The sequence below is a fragment of the Haloferula rosea genome, assembly GCF_016595525.1.
In the GTDB taxonomy this organism is placed as follows: Bacteria; Verrucomicrobiota; Verrucomicrobiia; order Verrucomicrobiales; family Akkermansiaceae; genus Haloferula; species Haloferula rosea.
This window is the reverse complement of sequence record NZ_JAENII010000004.1, coordinates 358,502-384,376: the sequence shown is the minus strand read 5'-3', so window position 1 is coordinate 384,376 and position 25,875 is coordinate 358,502. Positions and strand designations below refer to the sequence as shown.

Below are 25,875 nucleotides of genomic sequence, written 5' to 3'. Positions count from 1 at the left end.
AACCCTCTCACGAATCCCCGCCGCGCGCAGCTCCCATTCCGCTGGTCGGATGAAACAACCACCGATTCCGCAGCCCCATTCCAACCCAATGGTCTAGACTCCCCCAAGACCTCGGCTTCCATGAATCCACTCACCCTTTCCCTCCTCCTCGCAACCGTCGTCGGCACGTCCCTCACGGCCGTGGCCGAAACCCTGCCCGCCCGCGCATTCACCGATCATATGGTGCTCCAGCAAGGACAGCCTCTTCCGGTATTCGGAACGGACCATGCAGGGCAGGCCGTCAAGGTCAGCTTCGCCGGACAGACCCAGTCGACAAGCACCGACAAGGACGGCCGCTGGAGGGTCGAATTTGCCCCGCTCCCGGCCAGCACCGTCGCCAGGGAAATGATCATTCAGGGAAGCTCAAGCGTCACCCTCACGGACATCCTCGTCGGCGAAGTCTGGCTCGCTGCCGGGCAATCGAACATGGATTGGAAAGTCCGACAGTGCTCGAACACTCCACACCCCGACAACTTCCCCCTCATCCGGATGGCGAACTGGACCGGCACTGTCGGCGCGGGTGCCTCGGACACCTATGAAGCGGAGGATCTCGACCAGCTCTCACCCGACACCTTCTATCAGGGATCCTGGACCACACTCGATGCCAGCCCGGTGGCCGACCAGTCGGCCGTCGCCTACTTCTTCGCCAATGCGCTCGCCCGTGAGCTGAGGGGACGGGGTCCGGAAAGCACCGACATCCCGATCGGCATCATCGACATCTCCTACGGCGGCACCACCACCGAGGCCTTCATCAAGCCCGAGGTGCTGCAGGCCAACCCCTATCTCGCCGCGGCATTCACCAACCCCCGTGAAGCCCGCACCCTCGGTCAGTGGGCGACATCAAGAATCCGCAGAAACCTCGGCAGCTACACCCACCGCGACCCCGCGCTCCCCCACCCCCACCCGTTCGCACCCGGATTTCTCCACGCCTCTGCGATGCCCCACCTCCAGCCACTCCGCATCCGTGGCGTGATCTGGTATCAGGGCGAATCAAATGCGGAGTTCAGCTCGGACGGATTCATGTGGAACGGCCAACGGCTTGCCGACTACCAGCATCAGGTCATGGCCACGCTGGTGAATTCGTGGCGCGATGAATTCCACCACCCGGACCTTCCCTTCTACATGGTCGAGCTGCCCCGGATCTCCGCACCGAACCGAATACTATGGCCATGGTACCGGAACGCACAGCAACGCACGGCCGATGAGATCGATCACGTCGAGCTCGCCGTCGTCACCGAATTCGGCTCCGCTGGATCGAACGTCCACCCCGGAAACAAGGAGCCGGTGGGAGAGCGCCTCGCCCGCATCGCACTCGCCGAACTTTACCGGGAAAGGGTCGCCCACCGCAGCCCCGTTTTCGTTGAACACAAGACGACCAAGGGAAAGATCCACCTGCGTTTCGATCACTCGGGTGGTGGCCTCGTCGACCGCGATGGCGGCGAACTCCGAAACTTTGAAATCGCAGGGGCGAACGGGAAGTTCGTTCCGGCCACCGCCACCATCGCAGGAACCTCCGTGACCGTCAGCTCGCCCGACGTCCCCGAACCCGTCGCCGTCCGCCACGCTTGGACGATGGATGCCGATGTCGACCTCGCCAGCAAGGAAGGCCTCACCGCCCGCTCCTTCCGCACCGATGCATGGCTCACCGCACCCGGACGCAGGATCCGGGTCGCCTGCATCGGCGACTCCATCACCTACGGAGCCGGCCTGGCCGACCCCGCCACCGAAGCCTATCCCGCCCGACTCGCCGGAATCCTCGGCGAAGCCCACGAAGTCCGCGGTTTCGGGAAATCCGGCTTCGGCATTCACCGCCCCGAGAAAAAATACGATCGCACCCGCGAATACCTCGACGCACTCAGCTACGCGCCCGACATCGTCATCTGCAACCTTGGCATCAACGACATCACCCAGTGGGGAACCTATCAGAAAGAGGACATGATTCGGGAATACCGGAAACTCATCGACGCCTTCGCCAGCCTCCCCACCCGTCCCTACATCATCCAGTGGAGCCCGCTTGCCCCCCTCTTCCCCGGGCAGAGATTCCACGCTGACCCCAACGTGGACACCCTCAACGAATGGCTGTCGGCCGCGGTCGCGCACACCGGCGTGGACACCATCGACATGTTCACTCCGCTGAAGGACCACCCCAAGTGGTTCCCCGACCACATCCACCCGAATGCCGAAGGATCGGAGGCCATTGCCAGGGCAGTGGCTCTGAAGCTGAAACAACTGGATGACGTACCCGCGGACCCATAGCCCACTCCACGCATGCACCATCCCATCTTGCCGCCGAGCCCGGGTACCCTACCCTCGTGCCATGACCCGGCTCTCCGACGCCCTCCGCATCCTTGCCGTGACCGGACTCGTGCTCACGACGAGCCAGTGCACCATGCACCGCACCGCCAAGTATGAGGAAGGCATGGCCGACCTTCGTCAGCAGGTGAAGATCGGAGACGACATCTTCGAAGCCGAGAAGCGGATCAAGGACCGCTATCACTACGTCACCGAACCTTACGACCCCACCAAGCTTGGCAAGGTGCTCTGGATGAACGTCGACTTCGGCCTCCAACCGACCTTCGTCGAAACAATCGCCTACACGGCTGACATCGAGCCCATCGGCGACAACAAACCGATCAGCGCCATCGTGGTTGCCGACCCTTCAGGGACCGTCACCGCCATCAAGTGAGCTTCTTTCGGCTCACACCCCGGCACTCGATCACTCCTCCAGCAGCTGCCAGCAGTACCACTGCATCCGCGGCAGGTGGAATGGCCCCTTGTAGTGGTTGCCCTTCATCGCGGTCGAGATTCGCCCGTCCCGATGCAGGTAGCCGAACCACTCCCCGTGCTCGGCATCGTGGAAAGTACGCTCGGCATAGTCGTGAATCATCCGGTGCCACTCGGCATACTTCTCGCGGCCCGTCATCCGGTAGGCGAGTAGCGTCGCGATGATCGCCTCGCACTGCGGCCACCAGAACTTCATGTCCTGCCAGTATTCCATCACCGGTTTGTCGTCCGGATCGCGGAAGTAGAGGATGCCTCCGTGCTCCTGATCCCAACCGCGCTCCCACATGTAATCCAGCATGCGGCACCCGAGGTCCTCCAGGTCCGCATCGCCACCGCGGCGCTTCGCTTCATGCAGGATGAACCACGCACCTTCGATCGCATGCCCCGGATTCAGCGTGCGTTCGGAGAAATGATCCACCACCCCGCCATCCGGCGACAACTGCTCGAACACACATCGCAGGTCATCCTTCACGAAGCCACGGATCTGCCCGACGAATCCATCGATCCGGCTGGCGGCATGATCATCCCCCACGGTGTCGCAGAGTTGCTGGGCGACATTGAGGAAGATCATCGGCACCCCGATCCCGATCGTCGGACGGGTATCGGTGAACTTCGGCTCCAGCGGGCGCTCGCCGTCCACATACTCCATGCAGCGGCGGAAAAGATCACGGGCATCCTGCGCCAGCGCCTCGTCTCCCGTCGCCTTCGCCGTCGCCGCGAAGGCCAGGATCGCAAAAGCTTCGGAGAAGAAGTAACGACGTTTCCTCAGCGGCTCGCCCTGACGGTTGACGAGGAAGAACATCCGCCCGTCGTCGTCGAAGCAGTGCTTCTTGAGAAACTCCACCCCGGACTTCGCCGCCTCCAACCACTCCGCACGCGGCTCGGTCGTATTGTAGAGCGTGGCCAGCATCCAGGCGAAGCGCCCTTGGAACCAAACCGACTTGTCGTCGTCGAGCAGGGTGCCGTCACGATCCCTCATGAGAAGGTAACCACCGTACTCCCGGTCCACGGAATCCGGCAGCCAGAATGGCAGCGTGTCATCCAACAACGACGTCCGGTAAAAGTCCCGGAGTCCGTCCAATTCTGCTGTACTGTAACCACTCATCACTTGCTCATTCATCCGTGCATGGACAGCCCGCGCCCGCGGTCGACCCCCGTCATCAGGCTCACCCCATACCCGACCACAAAACAGCAGCCGAAGCCGATGAAGGCATACAGCAGCCCGGAGACCGGAGAGCCGGAAAAGTAGAGCCCGAGGACGGTCGCGAAGCCGACCACCGCCCCGATCATGGCCCCGATCCCATTCGCGCGCTTGGTGAAGACCCCGAGCGCAAACAACCCACCAAGCGCCCCCGCCGTCAGTCCAATCAACTTGTTGAAGGTCTTGAAGGCGCTCTCGATGTCGGAGGTGGCCATGATGCACGCCACTCCAATCCCCAGCACCCCGATCAGAAACACGACCCACTTGGCCGCCCGGAGATAGGTGTCATCGCTTCGCCCCGGCCGGATCAGCCGTGCATCGAAGTCCTTGATCCACGCGGTCGCCACGCTGTTGAGCGAACTGGAAATGGTCGACTGCGAAGCCGCGAACACCGCCGCCACAATCAACCCGGACACCCCGACCGGCAGCTGCTGCATGATGAAGAACGGCAGGATGCTGTCGGTCTTCGGCAACGCCGGATCCAACTGCGCGGGATGGGTCTTGTAGAACGCGTAGATGGCCACCCCGAGCCCGAAGAACACCATCGACCCGAAAACCGACATCCACATTGTCGTCCACAGCGACTTCCTCGCGGCGCCAAGGTCGCGGGTGGTCACGTAGCGCTGCACCACATCCTGGCCGGACGTGTAAGGCACCAGCGAATTGAAGAAGAAAGCGACGAAGAGAACCACGGCACTCGTCGTACCATCGGCGATGTCGAAGTTCTTCCACTGCAGGTTCTCGAACAACTTGCTGTCGGAGTTCGCGATCGTCCAGACCTCACCGACCCCTCCATCCAGCCGCATCACGACCAGCGCAAAACACAGGATGGCCCCGCCCATCAGCACCAGCGCCTGGATCGCATCCGTCCAGACCACCGCCTCGATCCCGCCCATCACGGTGTAGATCACACACAGCACGCCGATCACAAGGATGGAGGGAATCACACCGATGTCGGACACCGCCGCCAGCGCCAGCGCCGGGAGATAGAGCACGATCGCGATCCGGCCGATGTGGAAGAGCACGAAGGACAGGCTGGCGAAGACGCGCGTCGCCACGTTGAACCGCCTTTCAAGGTACTCGTAAGCACTGGTCAGGTCGAGTTTGCGGAAGAACGGAAGGTAGCAGAACACCACCAACGGCACGACGATCAGAATCGGAAGCTGGCCGATGTACCAGGTGACATCGGTTTGATACGCCCGCGCCGGAATGCCCATGAAGGTCAGCGCGCTGAGCATCGTCGCGAAAATCGACAGTCCCGCCACCCACCACGGAACCCGCTGGCCGCCCCGGAAATACGCATCGGTGCTGCTGGCCGACTCCCGCTTCATGAACCAGTAACCCACCCCCACCATGCCGAGGAGATAGACCGCCACCACGGTCCAGTTGACCCACCCGAAATGCTTCGGCTGAGCCAGCGGCTTGCCGATCAGAACCTGGGGCGAACGGATGCCCGGCTTCACCTCACCGGTCGGCAGGATCACCTGACCCTTCCACGTGACCACCGGGGTCGTCACCGGCGCCCACAGACTCCCCGCCGGATTGCTTTCATGGTCCGGCCCGACCTGCTTCGCCATCACGCCGCCCGACGCCCAGGTGTCGGTGAGGGTATCGTAAACGAGCACATCCGCAGGGAACCCCGGATGCGCCGTACCCTGACCATTGATCTCCGGTCTCGCAGCCACCTGCTCCTTCAGAAAGTCCACCGGCACCCCACCGAGCACCGCCAGATGCGTGGCACCTACTTGAACCGCCGTAGATGGCGCCGCCGACAAACCATGGGGCAGGTCGGCAATCCGCCGCCAACTCATCCTGTCGGTATCGAGGGCGTAGCCGTCGGCGAGGAAATCCAGATCAAAGATCCGCTCGTCGGCCTGCTCATCGACAACCGCCGGATCAGCAAAATCCCTGCCGCCGATGAGAAACACGTCACCCCCCCGGACTCCCACCACCGGCAGCATCCGGCCGCGGGCAGGCACTCCGGCCGAGGCCTCGGGCCACGGCACGCTTTCCCACTTCCACGCATCCTGAGGCACACTGGTATCGAGCACCACGGCCGACTGAAGCACCTCGAAACCCGCCTCGGGATCCCCTCCCGGGTTCCCCACTCCGGCGAACACGAAAACCCTCGTCCCCACCACGACAGCCACACCATCGGTACGACCTTCCGGCAGGTCCGGTCCCTTCGTGAACTCGATCTCGCCATCCACATCACGCACGACGTGCACGGAAGCCAAAGCACGTTCCTTCCCGCTGGCCGCATCCACCTGCTTCCCCCCCATGAAAAGGCAGCTGCCATCGGGAAGATTCACCGACATCCCGTAGCCCACCGCCTCAGGCCATGGCTCGGACCACTTCCGCCAGCTCCCTCGAGTCCCAAGTGGCAGCACATGGATGCCATCGTGATACACCTTCCGACCACCTTCCCACGGCAGGCCATCGGGGAAATTTGCGCCCCCCACGACGATCAGCGAGGCGTCGTCCGCGTCCCCACCGAGCACTCCCGCATGCACCCCCGCGAAGCCATGCTTGTCGGGCATCGCAGGTAGCCGATCCCACTCGAAAAGCCCATCGCCCGCCACCGCCACGGTCATGCCAAGCAAGCACCACCACAGAACGGCTAGCCGACCGAGTCGGGGAAGGTTGTTTCTCTGGTCCATGGTCATCATCATGCCTTTGCACTCACATCGACGGCGATCCCATCGGGTCGAAATCCAGTCTGCCCGATTCCGGCACCGACTGCCAAGGACGCGCCCTCCCCACTGCTCCACGGGAAGCACACGCCCTTGGTTTCAACCAGCCATCCACACGCCCGGATCATCCGGCCATGGCGTCGCCGAAAGCAGCGGATGCCTCCATGGGAGTCACCGCCACCTCGTCCCCATCCATGGATTTCGAGCGCTTGCATTGCCGATCTGTGCAAGCCGTAGCACTCGGCCACTGGTCGGTGGTAATGTTTTCCCATGGTTGGCTCACCAGACCGGTTGGATGCCAACTGGTTGGTTCCATGGTTGCCGGGCCCCGAGCGAGCATGTATCCAATCGGATTGTGAGCGATGCGATGATCCCCCTCCGGAGCAGCTTGGTCGGCGAGTGCGTCCGGGTCATGAAATCCCGCATCGCCCAAGGCGATTGGTCCAATGACCTGCCCGGCGAGCGCCGGATTGCCGATACCCTCCAGGTCGGCCGCGACACCGTGCGACTGGCCCTTCAGCAGCTTGAGAAAGAAGGAGTGATCTCCCCGGCGGCGAAAGGCACCCGGAGAAAGGTGCTCATCCAGCAAGCCACCGACTACGACCCATCCACGCACGCCATCCGCGTCGGCCTGCTGTCGTCGAAGAATCTCGAGTTGCTCCCCCAGCCAACCCTGCTCGAAGTCGACCGGATCCGCATGGCTCTTGCCTCGCTCGGTGGCTCGCTCGCCGTCTTTTCCCCGTCATGGTTCCATTCGGCGCGGCCCGGCAAGCGACTGCGCGAGCTCCTCAAGGAAGAGCCCTGCAACGCGTGGATCCTTCACCGTTCCTCCGCCGCCATCCAGCGCAGCATGGAGCAGACCGGCACCCCCTGCTTGATCCGCGGCTACCCGCACGAAGGCATCACCCTACCCCATCTCGACATCGATTGGGCCGCCGCCGGACGTCATGGTGCTGGCGCGCTCTGGCGCCTCGGTCACCGACGGGTCGCCGTGCTCACACCCCCTGATGCGCTGATGGGCGTCCAGGCCGCCGTGCACGGGATTTCATCGCTCGGAGAGCCGGGTTTCGAAGTCGTGGTCGCCGAGGAGGACGGCACCGCCGAAGGCACGGCAAAGGTGCTCAACCGCGTGTTCCGGTCGAACAAGCCACCCACCGCCGTGATCGCCAGTCGCCCCCGGCAAACCGTCACCGCCCTGAGCTGGCTCAACCTCCAGGGCCTGCGCGTCCCCGAGGAGGTCAGCCTCCTCAGCCTCGGCCACGAACCCTTTCTCGACCACCTGCTGCCCGAGATCAGTGGCTACTGGACCTCCCCTGAAATGGTCGCCCGCCGTTTGGTCCGGCGCATCGAGGTCCTCTGTCAGGGTCATGGTCGCTCAGGCGGCAACCCATGGATCAATCCCGACTTCAGGAAGGGCAAATCCATCGGGCCAGTACGCACGCGCTGACGGACGCGGCCCGGCCGGCTAGCCGCCGTCCCACCCAGCTGGTTGGAATTACCAACCATGACTGTTTGCCTGCCGACGGCTGTTTCCACGCCTAGGTAAGGGGGAACCCCATGCCGTGGAGTCGCCTGCCGACCCGCCACGCCGTGTCAGCCGACACACTCCGCCCGATTTCCCCAGATGACGAATCTCACCCAGCCTTCCGGCACCATCGCCTCCAGCCTGCTTGCCACCGTGGTCCTTCTTGCCACCGCGGCTGCCGGTCCAGTTGCGAGTCCGGATGCCGCCAGCCTCCTCGCCACCGACGCCCCGGTGACGACAAATGTCCTCACCAACGACACCGTCGATCCCGGCGGGTCGCTGGAAATGCTCGGCCTCACCCGCACCACCGCCCACTACGATGCCGGCACCACCGGGTCACCCGCTGATCCCGCCACGCCTGCGGGAGGCTCGTGGACGGTGAACGATACCGAAGATGGCGACCCGAGCACCGGCAACCTCACAGGCACCGGGGTCGCCAACGACAATGGCAGCGGACTCGATGCATGGGTCGCCCGAGATCAAACCGGAGGCGGCGGGCAATTCCTACAGATCACCCACCCGCTCACCCCCACGGAGCTGAGCGATGCCACCAGCCACGGGTGGCACATGGATGCGGAGATCCGCATGGTCGACGACTACGACTCGGGCGTTTCCACGCTCATCCAGTTCGGCAATGGAACCCGCCGCTTCCTCGTCTTCCTCGATCTGGATGCCAATGACGACCTCACCGCCCTCCTCGTCGGCAGCGGAGGAGGAACGATCACCCTGACCAGCGGGGGAACCGGAACCGACAACTACCACAACTATAGTATTCTCTACGACCCCACCACCTCCACCGCCTCGTTTCTTGTCGACGGCACAAGGATGGACGGCGGCAATTGGTCGGGCGAGGCGAACGGCTTCTCCGGCGTCCAATGGGGAACCGGCTCGAGCGGAGGCCAGGGGGCCGCCGCCTACCACCGGGTGACCCATCGCGTCTTCTCACCCGCCCGCGTCCTCGATTCAGGCGCCATGGTTTCCCAATCGGGCGGAGAGATCACCTTCGACCCCGCCGGCGGATACGCCCCACTCGGTGTCGGGCAGTCCGCCAATGAACCCATCGCCTACACCGTGACGGATGGCAGTGGCGAAGCCTCGACCGGCCTGCTCACGGTCACCATTCAGGGCGTGAACGATGCCCCGCTCGGCGGCACCGACGAACTCGAACTCAATGGCACTTCTCCCCTGCTCATCTCCATCGACGACCTGCTGGACAATGACACCGACGTCGATGGCGACCCCCCGACGCTCATCGCCTTCGACACGTCGACCAGCAATGGGGGCAGCGTCACCGACAATGGCGACGGCACTCTGACCTACGCCCCCGCACCCGGATTCGCGGGCACGGATTCCTTCACCTACACCATCGAGGATGGCAACGGAGGCTCCGCCGTCGTCACCGTCGGGATCGCGGTCAATGGACGCACCCTCCGGATCTTCATCCTGACCGGTCAGTCAAACTCCCTCGGCACCCTGGCGACCAGCGATGCCACCATGCGGCGCGATGCCCCCGGCACCCACCCGGCCGAGAGCGCCATGAACGTGCCCTTCTTCTGGAACAACCGCGCCGACGGGACGCCCGCAGGCAGCGACGCCCTCGGTGACTCAGGTGGGGTCTGGGTCGACCTCGCACCCCAGCAAGGCGGCTACTACCCCAACAACGACGATCACTGGGGGCCGGAAATCGGATTTGCCCGGATGCTGTGGGACGCCGGCTACCGTGACTTCGGCATCGTCAAGGCCTCACGCGGAGGCGGCGGAAACAGCTTCTGGGTCAAGGGCTCCTCCGACTCCCACATGTACGATCACCTGGTCAGCACCGTCACCGCGGCCACCGCGGCCATCCCCTCCGGGTTCACCGACTTCACCATCTCCGGGGTCCTCTACCTTCAAGGCGAAAGCAACAACGCCATCGAAGCCGATGAAGCCGACAGCCGCTTCGACGACCTGCTCGACAACCTCCAGACCGACCTCGGCGCCAGCGCTCCACTGAACGGCGTCTTAGGCGAGATTGCTGGCGGCTCGAGCACCAACCGCAACCTCACGCGCAGCCGCCAGCAGACCCTTGCCAACACCCGGCCCGACATCGGCTACGCATCGTCGGCCGGCACCACCCAGCACGATGGGCTTCACTACACCGCCGACAGCCAGCTGCTCATCGGCGAGCGCATGGCCGCGGAAATGATCGGCACCGGAGCACTCGGCACCGAATCCCTGCCCGCATGGTCGGACCTCCATGCCTGGTACGTCTCCGATCACGGCACCCAAGCCGGCTCGGGCGACGTCATCGAACGCTGGGCCAGCCTGAACGACGGCAGCGCCGCGCGAGACCTCACCCGCACCGTCGCCGGTGGTCCATCCCAGCGCAGAGGCACCACAGAAAATGGCGAGCCGCGGAAAATCATGACCTTCTCCGGCACCAAGGACCTGTGGGCGTCGAGCAGCGAGTTCGGCACCCTTTCCAGCGGTCGCAGCATCACCGTGATGTGCCGCGTCATGAAAAGCTCCCAGGCTTACCTCTTCGACGGCACCACCAGCACGGGTCGCACCCGCGCAGGCACCGGCAACGACCAGTGGCAGATGGCTGTCACCACCACAGACTGGAACGAAACCGGGCAAGTCACCGCCCCGCTCGCCACCGGCCAATGGCAACGCCACGTCTTCACCTACGACGACTCCTCGGGATCCTCCGTCATGAGCCACTGGATCAACGGCACCCGGATCGCCACACCCACCGACACCGATACCACCGACCTGCGAGGACTCATCATCGCCTCCAATGGCGGCGGCAGCTTCCTCCATCTCGACTGCGAAATCACCGAGTTCGCCGTTTACCGGAAAGTACTAGACCCATCGGAAATATCCGCCATCGAGACCGCATGGCAGACACGCTGGGGCACTCCAACCGGCCCTCCCTTCGCGGTCCGCGTGCAGCAGACCCCGCGCGGCATCCCACGCTTCGGATCCCATCCGCTCCTGTTGATCGAAGTCGATGGCCCCACGACCGGCACCACCACCCTCGACAGCATCACCCTCACGCTCGCCCCCGGCACGCTCGATTCCTCCGCCGGACTCCGCGTGATCGATGGCGGCACCAACCCGTCCTTCGACGCCTCCGGGCCCGTGCTCGACTCCGCCGTGCCGCCGGCCACCGACACCCTGAGCTTCAACCTGAATGCGCCGCTCGACGAAGGCACCCACCACTTCTGGATCACCATCGAGCCCGAACGCTGGGCCGCCCTCGGCACCGAGCTCGATGCCCGCATCGATACCCTCACCTTCAGCGGGGAAAACGCCGGCACCCTCATCCCCGGCGACGGAGATCCCGTCGGAGTCCTCACTCTCGATCTCACGCCTTATTCCACCGACATCCGCACCCGCGGTGCCCATGGCTTGAATGCCAACTACCGCATCCCTGGCATCGCCACCGATGGCGACGGCGTGCTGCACGCGGTCTACGACAACCGCTACGGCTTCGGCGGCGACCTGCCCGGCGACATCGATGTCGCCTACAACCGCAGCACCGACGGAGGCATCACCTGGGAGCCCCAGAAGATCATCCTCGATTTCGATGCCAGCGTGCCCGGCTCACTGGGGAACGGCGTCGGCGATCCATGCATCCTCTGGGACCCGAATACCGATACTCTCTGGGTCGCCGCCCTGTGGTCATTCGGCAACAACGGCTACAATGGTTCCGGCCCCGGCACCGACCCCACCGAGACCGGCCAGTACGTCCTCACCAAGAGCACCGATGGCGGTGACACCTGGTCCGCCCCCATCAACATCACCGTCGATGTGAAGGAAGAACCCAACTGGAACCTCATCTTCCAGGGCCCCGGCCACGGTCTGGTCATGAGGGACGGCACCCTCGTCTTCCCCTCGCAGTACCGCGATGGAAACCTCGTCGGCGATGGCATCAACCAGGTCCGCTCGTGCTCCATCTTCAGCACCGATGGAGGTAAGACCTGGTCCTTCGGATCCGCCGTCCCTAGTACAACGGTCCAGACCAATGAGATGACCCTTTGCGAACTGGACGACGGGCGCATCCTCTTTTCCTGCCGCACCCCGTCCGGGGGAAATGGCCTGCGCGCCTGGGCCCACTACACCCCCGGCGGCGCCACCCCCATGCGGGACGGAACCTGGGGCACCACCGAGCTCGGCGTCGTCGATGACCTCTACCGGCTCCCGGCCGTCCCCGATCCCGTGGTCCAGGGCAGCGTCATCCAGTGGAAAAGCACCTTCTCCGGCGCGCCCAAGGAATACGTCCTCTTCGCCAACCCCGCCACCGGCGGACGCAATGGCATGACCCTGCGCCTGTCCACCGACGGCGGCATCACCTGGCCCGTCTCACGCCTCGTCTACGCCGGCCCTTCCGCCTACTCATCGCTCTGCATCCTGCCCGACAACTCGATCGGCCTGCTCTACGAAAAGGATAACTACAACACCATCACCTTCACCCGCTTGGAAGAGGCATGGTTGTTCGATCCGGATACCGATCGCGATAGCGACGGGCTGTCCGACAGCTGGGAAATCATCTGGGGCACCAACCCCGATGTCCCCGATGCCGATGACGACCCGGACGGCGACGGCAAGACCAACGCCGAAGAAAACACGGCCGGCACCGACCCGCTCGACAACGGCTCCTACCTGCACGCCACCCGCATCAATGGCGACGCCTCCTCCCTCACCCTCACTTGGCAGTCCGTGCCCGGCCGTGCCTACCGCTTCGAAGAAAGCACGGACCTCATCGACTGGACCGACCTCGGCACCACCGTCGTCGCCGACAGCCCGGAGAGCGAAGTGGACATCCTCGCCGACGGCTCCGATCCCCGGACCTTCTACCGCGTTCGCGCGCTCGATTGAGAGCCCGCCGCTGATACGCCCCCCTTGAATCTCGGAGAATCCTCCCAGTTCGGCCATCCCTGGATGGACCTGATGGCACACAATCCGACTCGACGCCTCACAATCAAGGGGATAGGAAGCGATCCATCAAATGAGCGACTTTTTCAGCAAGCTTCTGGATACCTCCGATTTCCCGGACCGCTGGAATTGTGGGAATTGGGATACTTTTCATGGCTGGCTCCATATCGGATCCGACCTCGCCATCTGGGCCGCCTACGGTGCCATCCCCATCGCGCTCGTCTCCTACGGCTGGAAGAAACGCGGCGAGCTCCGTTTCGGCCCCGTCCTGTTCCTCTTCGCCGCCTTCATCCTGAGCTGCGGTACCACCCACCTCATCGAGGCCATCATCTTCTACGAGCCCGTCTATCGCCTGTCCGGCCTGGTCAAGCTGATCACCGCCGTGGTTTCGTGGGCTACGGTGTTTGCCGTGGTTGGCCTTCTGCCTTCCGCCCTCAAGCTCCCCGGCCTGAAGGCCGCCAACGAACGCCTCACCGAGGAACTCGAGAAAAGACGCGAAGCCGAGCAACGCCTCGCCGCCGCCAACGACGAACTCCAGACCTTCACCTCCATGGTGACCCACGACCTGCGCAACCCCACCGGCAGCGCCCTGCTGATGGCCGAAGTTTCCCTCGAGTCGCTCTCGCGAAACAACGTCGAGCAACTCCGGGACCAACTTGAAGTCGTCGTCTCATCGCTGAAGCAGGTCGAGCACACGCTGTCGGAACTCAATCAACAAAGCCACGAACTCGACGGCATCGAGATGAAGGAACGTGTCGACCTGAACGAGATCGTCCAGCGTTCCCAAACCGGACTCAGCTCGACCATCGCCGCCTCCGGCGCCGTCATCAAGGTCGGCGAACTCCCCACCATCGAAGGGCGCAGCACCATGCTCGTCCACCTGTTCACCAACCTGATCGAGAACGCCATCAAGTACCGCACCGAGGACCTGCCCGTCGTCGAGATCGAAAGCATCGACACCGACCAGGGAAGCAGCATCCACGTGAAGGACAACGGTCGCGGCATCGACCCCGACGACCTCGGTCGGATCTTCGAGCCCAAGTACCGCGGAAACAACATTGAGGATGAAGCCGGCACCGGTCTCGGCCTCGCCTACTGCCAGCGCATCATGCTTTCCCATCAGGGCACCATCGAAGCCGCCTCCGACCCTGACGGCGGCACCCTTTTCACGCTCAAGTTCCCCCTCCCGGAAAACGTCTCGCCCCCACCCACCGGGGACAACGCCAGCCCTACGAGCTGAAGCCCACCCGGTCGGATCCGGCCGACCGGTGGCCCTCAGCAGCGAGGCACCGGGATTCAGGAAACGATGCATCCCCCGCATCGCCCTTCCCCATCCCCATCCCCCCATGCATGTCCCACCCTCGGGACCATCGTGCCCTCCATGCACGACGACCTCTTCATGTCCGAGCTTGAGGCCTTCCTCTTCTTCCACGGCGGCTTCGACTCCGAGAGCGAGTTTTTCGAACTCGCCGATTGCCCCGCTGGCGCCGCCATCGAGCCAATCCCGCTCAGCCCACCCCTGCTCGGCGAGCTGACGACCAACCCGCCACCTTCCCGGCTACCCAACCCGGACATTCTGCTCTAGCCTCCCGGGCAACGAGCCGTCTCTCACCTTCGATCCGTCCCTCCACCCATGCCCCTGACATTCCTCCACACCGCCGACTGGCAGATCGGCAAGCCCTTCGGGTCCATCACCGACCCCGAAAAGAAGGTCCGACTCCAGCAGCACCGCCTGCAGACCATCGAGAAACTCCGCTCCGCCATCGACACCCACCAGGCGCAACTCGTGCTCGTCGCCGGCGACCTGTTTGATTCGCCCAGCCCCACTCGCTCCACGGTTTCCTCCATGTTCAGCGCCATCGGCAAGCTCGAGGTCCCCGTCATCGCCATCCCCGGGAACCACGACTTCGGCGGCCCCGGTGGACCGTGGATCCAGGAATTCGTGCAGCAGGAAGCCGCAGCCCTCGCTCCCAACTTCCACATCCTGACGAAATCAGAACCCCTCATCCTCGACCAGGCCGTCATCCTCCCCGCCCCGCTCATGGAGCGCATGGAAACCGAGGACCCCACCCGCTGGATCCGGACCGCCTTCGACGACCACCAGCTCCCCGACGACCGCCCACGCATCGTCCTCGCCCACGGCAGCACCCAGGGATTTTCCTCCTCGGGCGATGAAGACTCCGCCGCAGTGTCCAACGTGCTGTCGCTCGAGCACCTGCCCATCGACGAACTCGACTACCTCGCCCTCGGCGACTGGCACGGCACCAAACAGATCTCTAACAAAGCCTGGTATGCCGGCACCCCCGAGATCGACCGTTTCCCCAAGGGCGACGACAACGACCCGGGCCACGTGCTCGTCGTGACCACCGAGCGCAACACCGATCCCACCGTCACCACCCTGCCGACCAGCACCGCCCGCTGGCACCACATCCGCTACCACTGCGACCTCGAATCCGACCTCGCAGGGCTCCGCGGCGAGTTCGAGGAAGTCGTTGGAACCGGCGCCGACGAAGCCCTGCTGCGGCTCGAACTCAGCGGCCAGCTCAGCCTCGAGCAGAGCCTCGAACTGCAGAACCTGTTGGAGACCTGGGATGCCCGGCTGCTCCGCCTCAAGCTCAGCAACCACGTCACCGAGTCCCCCTCCGACGAAGAACTCGAGAAACTCACCGCCCGCGCGGAAGACCCGCTCATCTCGCGAGTCGCCACCCGCCTGATGGAGGAGGCCGACGGAGATTCCGAAGAAGCCGCCGCCGCCCGCCTCGCCCTGCGCGAACTCTATCAAGCCACCCTCGCCTGAGCCATGCGTCTCCTTTCCCTCCACGTCCGCAACTACCGGGTCCACCTCGATCAGACCATCGAGTTCGATCCCGCACGCACCCTCATCGGTGGCCCCAACGAAAGCGGCAAGAGCACCCTCGCCGAAGCCGCTCACCGCGCCCTCTTCACCAACCACCGCTGGGGCGGCAAGATCCTCGACTCCATGCGCTCCCGCCACAGCAGCGAGCCACCGGAAGTGCGACTCCGTTTTCATGCCGATGGACAAGACTACGACCTCACCAAAGTCTTCGCCGGCACCACCAAAGGCCGCGCCGAACTCCGCGACGACCGCCAGAACCAATGGACCGGCAACGACGCCGAGGAAAAGCTCGCCCAACTTCTCGGCAACGAAGGCCCCGCCTCCAAGAAAGAGGCCGAATCCCAGTGGGCACACCTCTGGATCCGTCAGGGTGACTCCGCCGAAGACCCGTCCGAAGCCACCACCCATCAGAAGGACTCACTGACCGCACGCCTGCAGCAGGAAGGCGGCGCCGCCGTGCTCCAGTCGGACCGCGACAGCCGCGTCGCCAACGCATTCCTTGAAAAGGCCGACAGCCTCTTCAACCAGAACGGGAAGGCCAAAAGCCAGTCCCCGCTCGCCCAGGCCGAGCGCGCCCACGAGGAAGCCCGACAGCGCTTCGAACAAGCCCAGGCCCGCGCCAACCAGCTCCAACAGGCCGCCGCCGACCACCACTCGGCCCGCCAACGACTCGCCCAAGCCACCGCCGCCTTGCCCGAACTCGAGAAACAGCTGACCGAGAACCAGAAGCAACTCGCCCAGGCCGCGTCCCTCGAAGAACAGGACGAGAATGCCCGCAAAGCCCTCGAAGACTCCGAGCTGAGCCACAAGGTGCTCAAGGAAACCGACCTCAGGATCCGCGCGCTCGATGAAGAAATCGCCCAACAGTCGAAAGCCATCGGCCCCCGCGAGGAAGCGAGCCAACGACTGAACGAACAACTCCAAAAACTCGAAGCCGACCGCCAGAGCGCTGCCACCGCCGCCGACGAAGCCTCGCGAAAACTGCGCACCGCACGCACCGCCCTCGACATCGCCCAGGCCCACCGCCAGCGCATCGAATGCATCGCCGCCCAGCAGAAGGCCACCCGCCGACTCGAAGAAGCCGCGACCCTCGACACACAGCTCCAGGACCTCCGCAAACAACTCGCCCAGCTGCCCGCCATCACCACCGAGCGACTCGAAAAACTCCGCCAGCACAGCGCCCGATACGATCAGGCCAAGGCCGCGCTCGATGCCATGGCCACAGGCGTCGAACTCCTCGACGGCCCCGGACCCGCCCAGCTCGATGGCACCCCACTCGAAAAAGGAAGCCCACGCATCATCAGCACCATCGGCACCCTCGAAATCGCTGGCACCACGGTCCACATCCACCCCGGCGGAGGAAAGAACCTCGAGCAACTTCAGGAAGCCCTCAAGACCACGGAACAAACCCTCGCCGAGGCCTTTGCCACCCTCGGCGTCCCGTCCATCGAAGAAGCTACCCAGCACCTCATCAAGCGCGACAAACTTGAAAAGGAAATCGAAGCGCTCGCCACCAAACACGCCAGCCTCGAACCCACCGACACCAAACACGAGTCCGAACGACTCGCCGCAAGAAGGGTCGAAATTGACGCCCAACTCGAGCGCCTCCAGTCCCCATCGGAAGCCACCCCGCTTCCCGACCACGAAGCCGACATCGCCACCTTCGAAGCCGAGGCACGCAAGTCGATGGATGCCGCATCCACCGCCGAACAAGACGCCATCGGCACCCGCCATGGGCTCGAGAACCGACTCAAATCCCTGCGTAGCGAACAGCAGGAAACCGACGAACGCCTCAAGGCCGAGCGCCGCTCACTCGCCGAAGCCGAAGTCAAACAGAAGACCCTCGTCGAAGAGCACGGCAGCGCCCCTGATCGCACCGCCCGCCTTGCCGAGCTCCAACAGAAAGCCACACGCGCTCGCGAGCAGTTCAACGAGATCCACCGCCAGCTCAAAGCCCTCCAACCCGAGCAACTCAAGCACGACGAAGCCCGGCTGAATCGATCCATCCGCCAGCAGACCAACGTCCAGGCCAGCGCCCGCGAATCCCTCGCCGCCGCCCGGGCCACCCTGCAGAGCGACGGCTCCAGCGACCCCCACAGCGACCTCGCCGAAGCCCGGCAACAACTCGAAGCCGCCGCCGAAGACGAGCGCGCCGCCGCCCGCCGTGCCCAAGCCACCCAACGCCTCGCCGCGCTCTTCCGCGAAGAACGCCAACGACTGGCCGATCGATTCACCGCCCCCCTCTCCGCCAAAGTCGGCGACTACCTGAAGTGCCTGTTCGGCAGCGAAGCCGTCGCCGGTCTCAAGCTCGAAGACGGCAAATTCGGCGAGCTCGAAATCGGCCGACCCAACGGCCAGTTCGACTTCACCACCCTCAGTGGCGGCACCCGCGAGCAAGTCGCCGCCGCCATGCGCCTCGCCGTCGCCGAGCTCCTCGCCGCCGACCACGATGGCTGCCTCCCCATCGTCTTCGACGACTCCTTCACCCACAGCGACCCCGACCGCGTCCTCAAGCTCCAGCGCATGCTCGACCTCGCCGCCAGCCGCGGCCTTCAGGTCATCGTCCTCACCTGCACCCCCGCCGACTACAGCAGCCTCGGCGCCAGCGAAATCCAGCTTACCCAAGGCTGAGTGCCGACTTTTCGAAGGCCGAATGCCAAATTACCAATGCCAAAATCCCCCTCACCGCTCCCCGTCGCCACAGAAGACCGGACACCCGCAAACTCCCCACTTTTCACTTTTTACTTTCTACTTTCCACTCCTGCAAAGCGACCACCCAAACCCAACAAACCCAGCTGAGGCATAAGGCGGAACACCCGAGCTCAAATGCCAAAATCCCCCTCACCGCTCCGCGTCGCCACAGAAGACCGGACACCCACAAACTCCCCACTTCTCACTTTTTACTTTCCACTCCTGCAAAGCGACCACCCAAACCCAGCAAACCCACCTGAGGCAAAGGCGGAACACCCGAGCTCAAATGCCAAAATCCCCCTCACCGCTCCGCGTCGCCACAGAAGATCGGACACCCACAGACTCCCCACTTTTCACTTTTCACTTTCTACTTTCCACTCCCGCAAAGCGACCACCCAAACCCAGCAAACCCACCTGAGGCATAAGGCGGAACACCCGAGCTCAAATGCCAAATTCTCCCTCACCGCTCCCCGTCGCCACAGAAGACCGGACACCCACAGACTCCCCACTTTTCACTTTTCACTTTCTACTTTCCACTCCCGCAAAGCGGGCCTCCCCACTGAAAACCAGCAAACTTCCCCCGAACTCGTGAACCACCTCCTGCCCCTCCTCATCCTCACCACCATCGTCGTCGCAGAGGAGAAGAAGCCCGCCGCCGTCGCGGAGGAAAGGAAGCCCACCCTCTCCCCCGCCACCATCGAGCGCCTGATGAATGACATGGTCTGGGTCGAAGGCGGCAGCTTCACCATGGGGACCGATCTCGAAAGCGCCTCCAGCCACGAGAAGCCCGCGCACACCGTCACCCTGAGTGGCTTCCACATCGGCAAGCACGAGGTCAGCCAGGCGCTCTTCGAAGAACTCATGGGCTGGAATGTCAGCTATTTCCCCGCCCCCGACCACCCGGTCAACAACGTCAGTTGGTGGAACATCCAACTGTTCCTCGATCGGCTCAATGCCGTCACCGGTAAGACCTTCCGCCTGCCCACCGAAGCCGAGTGGGAATACGCCGCCAAGGGCGGTCAGAAATCCAAAAGCTATCGCTTCAGCGGATCAAACGTGATCGACGAAGTCGCCTGGTATGCCGGCAACAGCGGCAAGCGCCCCCATCCCTGCGGCAAGAAGAAGCCCAACGAGCTCGGCCTCTACGACATGACCGGCAACCTGTGGGAGTACTGCCACGATGACATCGTCACCAAGCCCTACCCGACCGTCGAACGCACCAACCCCGTGCAAGGGACCCTCACCAAGCCCTTCTCGACCCAGATGAAGGTCACCCGCGGGGGCGGCTTCGAGTACGAGGCCGACGAATCCGAAGTCTTCCGCCGCGATGGCGCCACCCCAAACGTCCGCCTCCCCGACATCGGCTTCCGCCTCGTCCGCGTCGGGGAGAAGAAGTAGCCTCTTGAACCAAGCACCTGCCTTGCTCAGCGGCCTTGGTAGGAGAAACGGAGCCAAGTTCAGGCTTAAAAATGACCGCTTCTCACCCGCCACTCCCCCCTCTCAATTCCAGCATTCCCTTTTCCCAATCCATTGGGTAACAGTGGGAAATGCGCACTCTCCCCACGCTCCCCCTCGCGGTGGTCGCTCTCCTTCCGGCACTCGCGCCCGCCGCCATCATCAATGCGACCTTCTCCGCCGGCGTCGACAGCGATTGGAGCACCCCGGGCAACTGGACACCCGTCGGCGTCCCGACCAACAACGCCACCGACCAATTCAACGTCTCCATCCCGACCGGCCAGCTTGCCAGCCTGAATACCAACCCGACGATCAATCAGCTCAACGTCGGCACCGGCGCCGCCCTGAACTGGATCAGCGGACGCTTCCTGACCTGTAGCGGAGACATCACCAACAGCGGGCTCCTTCAACTCATCGGCACCAGCACCAACACCCGCCTGACGGTCAACGACCCTTCCGACCACCTCGTCAACCTCACCGGCTCCGGCACCCTCCGCCTGACCGCGACCACCCAATCCATCACCGGCGTCGCCCCGACCGTCCTCTCGATCGGCTCAAACCAACGCATCGAGGGCTTCGGCACCCTCAGCAGCAACTCCATCGACCTCGTCAACAGCGGCACCCTTGCCGGGGACTCCGCCATCGCCCCCCTCGTCATCACGCCAAAGGACACCCTCCAGAACTTCGGCACCATCGTCGCCGAATCCAACGGCAAGCTCACCCTGAGCAGCGGACTCTTCACCGGTCCCGGTGCCTACCGCATCGACGATTTCGGGGCCCTCACCCTCTCATCCGTCACCCTTGAGGGCATCACCCTCTCCGTCACGAATACCGACGGCGACCTCTTCAACAACGTCGCCACCGTGGCCGGCTCCACCACCCTCAAGGAGTTCATCAACGAAGCGAAGCTCTCCAGCAACTTCGGCGTCCTCCTCGAACTGGGCGGCGACATCACGAACAACGGCATCATCGAGATCAACGGCGCGACCACCAACTCCCGCATCTCGATCAACGACACCGTGGATCAAAACGTCACCATCAACGGCACCGGATCCATCCTTCTCACGGAAGCCCAGCACCGCATTCAGGGCTCCAGTGGATCAACCCTCACCCTCGGCAGCGGCCAGACCCTCCGCGGCCTCGGCAACCTGGGTACGAACCTCGTCAATTTCGTCAACCAAGGCACCGTCGTGGCCGACCAAGCCGCAGGTTCCCTCGTCCTCGACCCCGCCCTCACCTTCATCAACAACGGATCGCTCCGCGCCGAGAGTGGGGGCATCGCCCAGTTCAATGGCGGCACCTACTCCGGAGCCGGTGCCTTCATCATCTCCGACAACTCGGAATTCCGCATCTCTTCCGGCACCTTCGAGAACCTCACCTTCACCTCCGACGACCTCGACGCCACCCCCGGGAACAACCTCATCTCCCTCACCGGCAGCGCCATCTTCGATGGCATCACCAACAACGCCACCATCGACATCACCTTCGGCCGCACGCTCACTTTGGTCGACGACTTCATCAACAACAGCACGGTGACCCTCAACGGCGCCACCACGAACAGTCGAATTTCCATCACCGACAACGACGATCAGGCCGTCCTCCTCGACGGAGCCGGCAGCATCAAACTCACCGACCTCGCCCAGAACATCACTGGCTCGAGCAGCCACTTGCTCACCATCGGCGCCAGCCAGACCATCCACGGCACCGGCAAGGTCGGCAACAACCAGCTCAACCTCATCAATCAAGGCACCATCACCGCCGACGTCCCCGGCGCATCCCTCGTCATCGACCCCGCCACCACCTTCGACAACTTCGGTACCGTCGAAGCCATCGGCGGCGGCGACCTGCTGTTCAATCCCGGGACCTACACCGGCACCGGAGCCTTCCTCATTCGCGACGCCTCCAGCTTCTCCCTCGCCGGCGGCACCTACACCCAGATCACCTTCAGCGCCGACGACCAGGACGCCATCGCCGGGAACAACGAACTCATCCTCAGCGGCTCCAGCACCTTCAACCAAGTCATCACCGATGCCGCCATCACCAAGCGGAGTGGAAGGGTCATGACCCTGACCGGTGACCTCACCAACAACGGCACCCTCACCTTCGAAGGCATCAGCACCAACGACCGCATCTCCATCACCGACAACGACGATCAGGCCGTCCTCATCGACGGCGCCGGCAGCATCGAGCTCACCGACATCAACCAGAACATCACCGGCACCAACAGCCACCAACTCACGCTCGGCGCCAACCAGACCATCCACGGCACCGGCAAGGTCGGAAACAACCAGCTCAACCTCGTCAATCAAGGCACCATCACCGCCGACGTCCCCGGCACCTCCCTCGTCATCGACCCCTCCACCACCTTCGAGAACTTCGGCACCATCGGAGCCGATCCAGGCTGCACCCTCATCCTGAACGCCGGCACCTACACCGGCGCCGGAGTCTTCCGCATCCCCGACACCGCCGGCTTCACGCTCGTTGGCGGCGGCATCTACGACGGCATCACCTTCTCCAACGATGGCAACCCCGATGACGACCTCACCAACAACGACATCAACCTCACCGGCACCGTCACCTTTCGGAACGTCACCAACCAGGCCACCGTCAACCTCGCCAACGCCACCAGCATCACCCTCGCCGATGACAACACCAACCACGGCCTCATCGAGCTCAACGGCACCAGCACCTTGACCCGGATCACCGTCAACGACCCCGTCGACCAATCCGTCCTCCTCGACGGCTCAGGCACGCTTCGTCTCACCGCCGACGAGCAGAACATCACCGGCTCCTTCGGCCACCTCCTCACCAACGGAGCCCTGCACACCATGGAAGGCTACGGCCGCGTCGGCACCAACATCATCAACCTCGTCAACCAAGGCACCATCCACGCCAACGTCTCCGGCGAAACCATCGCCATCGACCCCAGCACCAGCTTCTCCAACACCGGCACCCTCACCACCGACGCCGGCGCCACCCTCACCTTCATCGGCACCGGCCACGTCAACGAAACCACCGGCACCATCACCGGCAATGGCACCGTCACCACCACCTCCGCCGCCTCCTTCACCAACCACGGCACCATCGCCCCCGGCAACTCCGTCGGCTCCCTCACCATCGAGGACATGACCCACTCCGCCTCCTCCCAGTGGCAGTTCGAAATCGAAGGCACCGCCGGCCCGGGCACCGGGCACGACAGCCTCCACGTCGAAGGCGACCTCGCCCTCACCGGCCTGCTCATTCCCCAGCTCGTCGGACCCTTCATCCCCGCCCCCTCCGACACCTTCGTCATCATCACCGCGACGGGTGACATCACCGGCGACTTCACCGCCATCAGCCAGCCCGCCGGCATCGGTACCTGGACCGCCACCGTCGATGAAGTGAATGACCAGGTCATCCTCTCCTTCGTCGAGGACACCACCCTCGACTTCGCCGAATACCAAGCACTCTACTTCACCCCGACCCAGATCGCCAATGGCGATGCCGACCCGGATGCCGACTTCGATGGCGACGGCCTCACCACCTTCGTCGAGTGGATCTTCGGCTTTGATCCCACCAGCCCCGTCATCCCCGTGCCAACGCTCACCGTCGCACGCACCGGCAGCTTCATCGACCTCACCTACCCCGAGTCCGCCCTCTTGCCGGAGAATGCCTACGTCGTCGAAGTCGAGACCGACCTCGATCTCCAGAACCCGTGGACCCTGATCTCCGGGAGCGACTACACCCGCCACGCCGAGATCCCCTCGCCGGGGAATCCCAACATCGATCAAGTCACCCTCCGGACCAACACCCCCATCTGGTCCACCGATCCCAAACGCTTCTTCCGCCTCCGCTTCTCCGAACCGGTCGAGTAGCAAAACAAGCCGCTTCGGCGAACCCGTCCGCCGCCGCTTCTCCGAACCAGTCGAGTGAACGCATGCCCTCCCGCACGGTGCAAAGGCCCAATGCCCACACGGATCAAAGGCCCAATGCCAAGTCGCCCATGCCACCTGGCCGCACCAGCAAACTCACCACTTTTTACTTTCTACTTTCCACTCAGCTGACGCCCGGCGTCTTCGAATGCGCGTTCTGCGGGAAGTCGAAGGTCAAGACCAGCGGTTCACTGCCGAGGTTCTCGATTTCCACACCGCCACGGTCCAGCGCGGCCTGCGTGATGAATCCGATCTCGGGGTAGAGTTCGCCCAGCTTCATGTCCTGGTGATAGCGGACCTCGAGCTTTCCGACCCGACCGTTTCCGCCATTCGTGTGGAACAGCGCCGGGCTCTCCGGGCAGAAATTCGTCTTCGCGCCAGGGGCCAGCGTGAGGCGGAGAATGGAACACTTCTGGTCGCCGAGGACATCCCCGTAAACGATCCACTGCGCGTCCACGCCGTCGCCGGCGAATTCTTCCGCCGTGATCGCCGGACGCGCATTCTTCTTCACGAAGTCCGGATCCTGATTGGCCTCGAAGTCGAAGGTTTCCACCAAGAACTCCCAGTCCTCGTGCTTCGCCTTCGGATAGTCTTCCTCGCGGCAGGCATAGAACGCATCCGCCGCACCGATGCGGCCATCCAGCGTCCGGTCCTCGGCGAGGAAGTGCTCGTCCATCGTCACGTGCAGCTCGTGCGTGCAAAGGTCCGTCGGTGAGTGAAGCACGCCATTCGGCATCACGAAGCCGTTGTCCAGCTGCATCATCGTATGCGGCGAAAGATGCCGCACCCCGTTGTACTCGCCTTGTCCCCAGCGCTTCATGCAGGCCAGGAAATCATCCTTCGTCACGAACGGATACAGCCCCATCGCCGTGGTGTGATAGTGCGACGGATCCACTCCCGGATTGTCGAAGGAATTGATGTCGTACACCTCCCACTTCGCCCAGTGCAGGTGGTGCGGGATCGGATTCAGGTTGTCGAACTTCTTGGAAACGATCGGCCAGGTGATTTCACCAAACAAGGATTCGGACACCGCCATGATCTTCTCGCCCATGACAGCCTTCGGGTCGGCGGTGATCAGATCCTGCAGCGAGATGACCTGCCCGTCCGGCGTCAGCACGTGGGCTTCCCCTTCACGGAAGGGAGCCTTGCCCGTGCGGGTATCGATCACCCCCGTCACGATCGGCACCGTGCAGCACATCCAGATCTCATCCAGGCCGGTTCCGCCCATGTAGTCCGGATAGTACGACTTCGCATCCAGGCGGATCCGCTTCCCGGGCGTGCAAAACGTCCGACCCGCGTAACGGTGCAGCAGCTGCAACACCCCGTCGTTCTGGTTCAGGCAATCCTCGAGGATCGAACCCGGCCCCACGCTGGATCCATCGATCACATCCTGTTGCGGGTACTCGTGCAGCTGATCCGGAAGAATTGACGTGGACATGGAAAAATGGGTCTTGGGTAAGTGGGTTCGATAGCGCGATTTCCCATCGGTCGAAAGCCAACGAGACGGGCTGGAATTTCTGAAGATCCGGAAAGAATGTGGCAAGTGTGAATGACCCCGATTCGCGAGGGCCCCTGCGAATCCCGCCAAAATCGACCGGACGAGTTCCAAGTTCCAAGTTCCAAGTTCCAAGTGCCAAGTGCCAAGTGCCAAGTGCCGAGTGCCGAGTTCCAAGGGTTCAGGGTTCAGGGTTCAGGGTTCAGGGGTCAGGGTTCAGGGTTCAGGGTTCAGGGGTCAGGGTTCAGGGTTCAGGGTTCAGGGGTCAGGGGTCAGGGGTCAGGAGCCCAAATTTCCCACTTTC

Annotated in this window: 13 protein-coding genes; 10 read left to right on the top strand and 3 right to left on the bottom strand. The window is 63.6% G+C overall.

Annotated features, from left to right (window positions below; genetic code table 11):
• Positions 1-120: 120 nt before the first annotated feature.
• Complete coding sequence (locus JIN81_RS07730; RefSeq protein ID WP_200278294.1) at positions 121-2,295, top strand: GDSL-type esterase/lipase family protein; 2,175 nt, start codon at positions 121-123, stop codon at positions 2,293-2,295.
• 61 nt (positions 2,296-2,356) lie between these two features.
• Positions 2,357-2,725: a hypothetical protein gene (locus JIN81_RS07725; RefSeq protein ID WP_200278292.1), complete on the top strand. Its 369-nt coding sequence runs from the start codon at positions 2,357-2,359 to the stop codon at positions 2,723-2,725.
• Between the two features lie 30 nt (positions 2,726-2,755).
• Here JIN81_RS07725 and JIN81_RS07720 read toward each other — a convergent pair whose 3' ends face one another.
• Both JIN81_RS07720 and JIN81_RS07715 read right to left on the bottom strand, forming a co-directional pair.
• A complete protein-coding gene (locus JIN81_RS07720; RefSeq protein ID WP_234044568.1) occupies positions 2,756-3,943 on the bottom strand; it encodes an AGE family epimerase/isomerase in 1,188 nt (395 codons plus the stop codon).
• The gene (locus tag JIN81_RS07715; protein ID WP_234044567.1) at positions 3,940-6,684 is read right to left on the bottom strand and encodes a sodium:solute symporter family protein; all 2,745 of its coding nucleotides are present in this window, start codon (positions 6,682-6,684) and stop codon (positions 3,940-3,942) included. The genes JIN81_RS07720 and JIN81_RS07715 overlap by 4 nt, the downstream gene beginning before the upstream one ends.
• Positions 6,685-7,129: 445 nt before the next feature.
• On the opposite strand from JIN81_RS07715, the gene JIN81_RS07710 reads away from it, so the two are divergent.
• The 8 genes from JIN81_RS07710 (at position 7,130) to JIN81_RS07675 (ending at position 24,019) form a co-directional block, all read left to right on the top strand.
• Entirely contained in the window at positions 7,130-8,164 is a 1,035-nt protein-coding gene (locus tag JIN81_RS07710; RefSeq protein ID WP_200278285.1) for a substrate-binding domain-containing protein, read from the top strand.
• A 177-nt stretch (positions 8,165-8,341) separates the two neighbouring features.
• On the top strand, positions 8,342-13,105 hold the full coding sequence (locus JIN81_RS07705) for a sialate O-acetylesterase (protein ID WP_200278283.1): 4,764 nt from the start codon (positions 8,342-8,344) through the stop codon (positions 13,103-13,105).
• 130 nt (positions 13,106-13,235) lie between these two features.
• Entirely contained in the window at positions 13,236-14,402 is a 1,167-nt protein-coding gene (locus JIN81_RS07700; RefSeq protein ID WP_200278280.1) for a sensor histidine kinase, read from the top strand.
• Between the two features lie 141 nt (positions 14,403-14,543).
• Positions 14,544-14,747 carry a hypothetical protein gene (locus tag JIN81_RS07695; protein WP_200278278.1) on the top strand — a complete coding sequence of 68 codons (204 nt, stop codon included), beginning with the start codon at positions 14,544-14,546 and terminating at the stop codon, positions 14,745-14,747.
• Between the two features lie 48 nt (positions 14,748-14,795).
• Positions 14,796-15,959, top strand: a complete 1,164-nt coding sequence (locus JIN81_RS07690) for a metallophosphoesterase family protein (RefSeq protein WP_200278275.1) — start codon at positions 14,796-14,798, stop codon at positions 15,957-15,959.
• A 3-nt stretch (positions 15,960-15,962) separates the two neighbouring features.
• The gene (locus JIN81_RS07685; RefSeq protein ID WP_200278273.1) at positions 15,963-18,650 is read left to right on the top strand and encodes an AAA family ATPase; all 2,688 of its coding nucleotides are present in this window, start codon (positions 15,963-15,965) and stop codon (positions 18,648-18,650) included.
• A 648-nt stretch (positions 18,651-19,298) separates the two neighbouring features.
• On the top strand, positions 19,299-20,108 hold the full coding sequence (locus JIN81_RS07680; protein WP_200278271.1) for an SUMF1/EgtB/PvdO family nonheme iron enzyme: 810 nt from the start codon (positions 19,299-19,301) through the stop codon (positions 20,106-20,108).
• Positions 20,109-20,257: 149 nt separating this feature from the next.
• Entirely contained in the window at positions 20,258-24,019 is a 3,762-nt protein-coding gene (locus JIN81_RS07675) for a beta strand repeat-containing protein (protein WP_200278269.1), read from the top strand.
• 181 nt (positions 24,020-24,200) lie between these two features.
• Here JIN81_RS07675 and JIN81_RS07670 read toward each other — a convergent pair whose 3' ends face one another.
• On the bottom strand, positions 24,201-25,514 hold the full coding sequence (locus JIN81_RS07670; RefSeq protein ID WP_200278268.1) for a hypothetical protein: 1,314 nt from the start codon (positions 25,512-25,514) through the stop codon (positions 24,201-24,203).
• Positions 25,515-25,875: the final 361 nt, after the last annotated feature.

Excerpts from the sequence above, each read along its gene's own strand:
- JIN81_RS07725 (WP_200278292.1), top strand. The coding sequence starts at position 2,357 with ATGACCCGGCTCTCCGACGCCCTCCGCATCCTTGCCGTGACCGGACTC.
- JIN81_RS07685 (WP_200278273.1), top strand. The coding sequence starts at position 15,963 with ATGCGTCTCCTTTCCCTCCACGTCCGCAACTACCGGGTCCACCTCGAT.
- JIN81_RS07710 (WP_200278285.1), top strand. The coding sequence starts at position 7,130 with ATGAAATCCCGCATCGCCCAAGGCGATTGGTCCAATGACCTGCCCGGC.
- JIN81_RS07690 (WP_200278275.1), top strand. The coding sequence starts at position 14,796 with ATGCCCCTGACATTCCTCCACACCGCCGACTGGCAGATCGGCAAGCCC.
- JIN81_RS07720 (WP_234044568.1), bottom strand. The coding sequence starts at position 3,943 with ATGAATGAGCAAGTGATGAGTGGTTACAGTACAGCAGAATTGGACGGA.
- JIN81_RS07695 (WP_200278278.1), top strand. The coding sequence starts at position 14,544 with ATGCACGACGACCTCTTCATGTCCGAGCTTGAGGCCTTCCTCTTCTTC.
- JIN81_RS07675 (WP_200278269.1), top strand. The coding sequence starts at position 20,258 with ATGCGCACTCTCCCCACGCTCCCCCTCGCGGTGGTCGCTCTCCTTCCG.
- JIN81_RS07715 (WP_234044567.1), bottom strand. The coding sequence starts at position 6,684 with ATGGACCAGAGAAACAACCTTCCCCGACTCGGTCGGCTAGCCGTTCTG.
- JIN81_RS07670 (WP_200278268.1), bottom strand. The coding sequence starts at position 25,514 with ATGTCCACGTCAATTCTTCCGGATCAGCTGCACGAGTACCCGCAACAG.
- JIN81_RS07705 (WP_200278283.1), top strand. The coding sequence starts at position 8,342 with ATGACGAATCTCACCCAGCCTTCCGGCACCATCGCCTCCAGCCTGCTT.
- JIN81_RS07700 (WP_200278280.1), top strand. The coding sequence starts at position 13,236 with ATGAGCGACTTTTTCAGCAAGCTTCTGGATACCTCCGATTTCCCGGAC.
- JIN81_RS07730 (WP_200278294.1), top strand. The coding sequence starts at position 121 with ATGAATCCACTCACCCTTTCCCTCCTCCTCGCAACCGTCGTCGGCACG.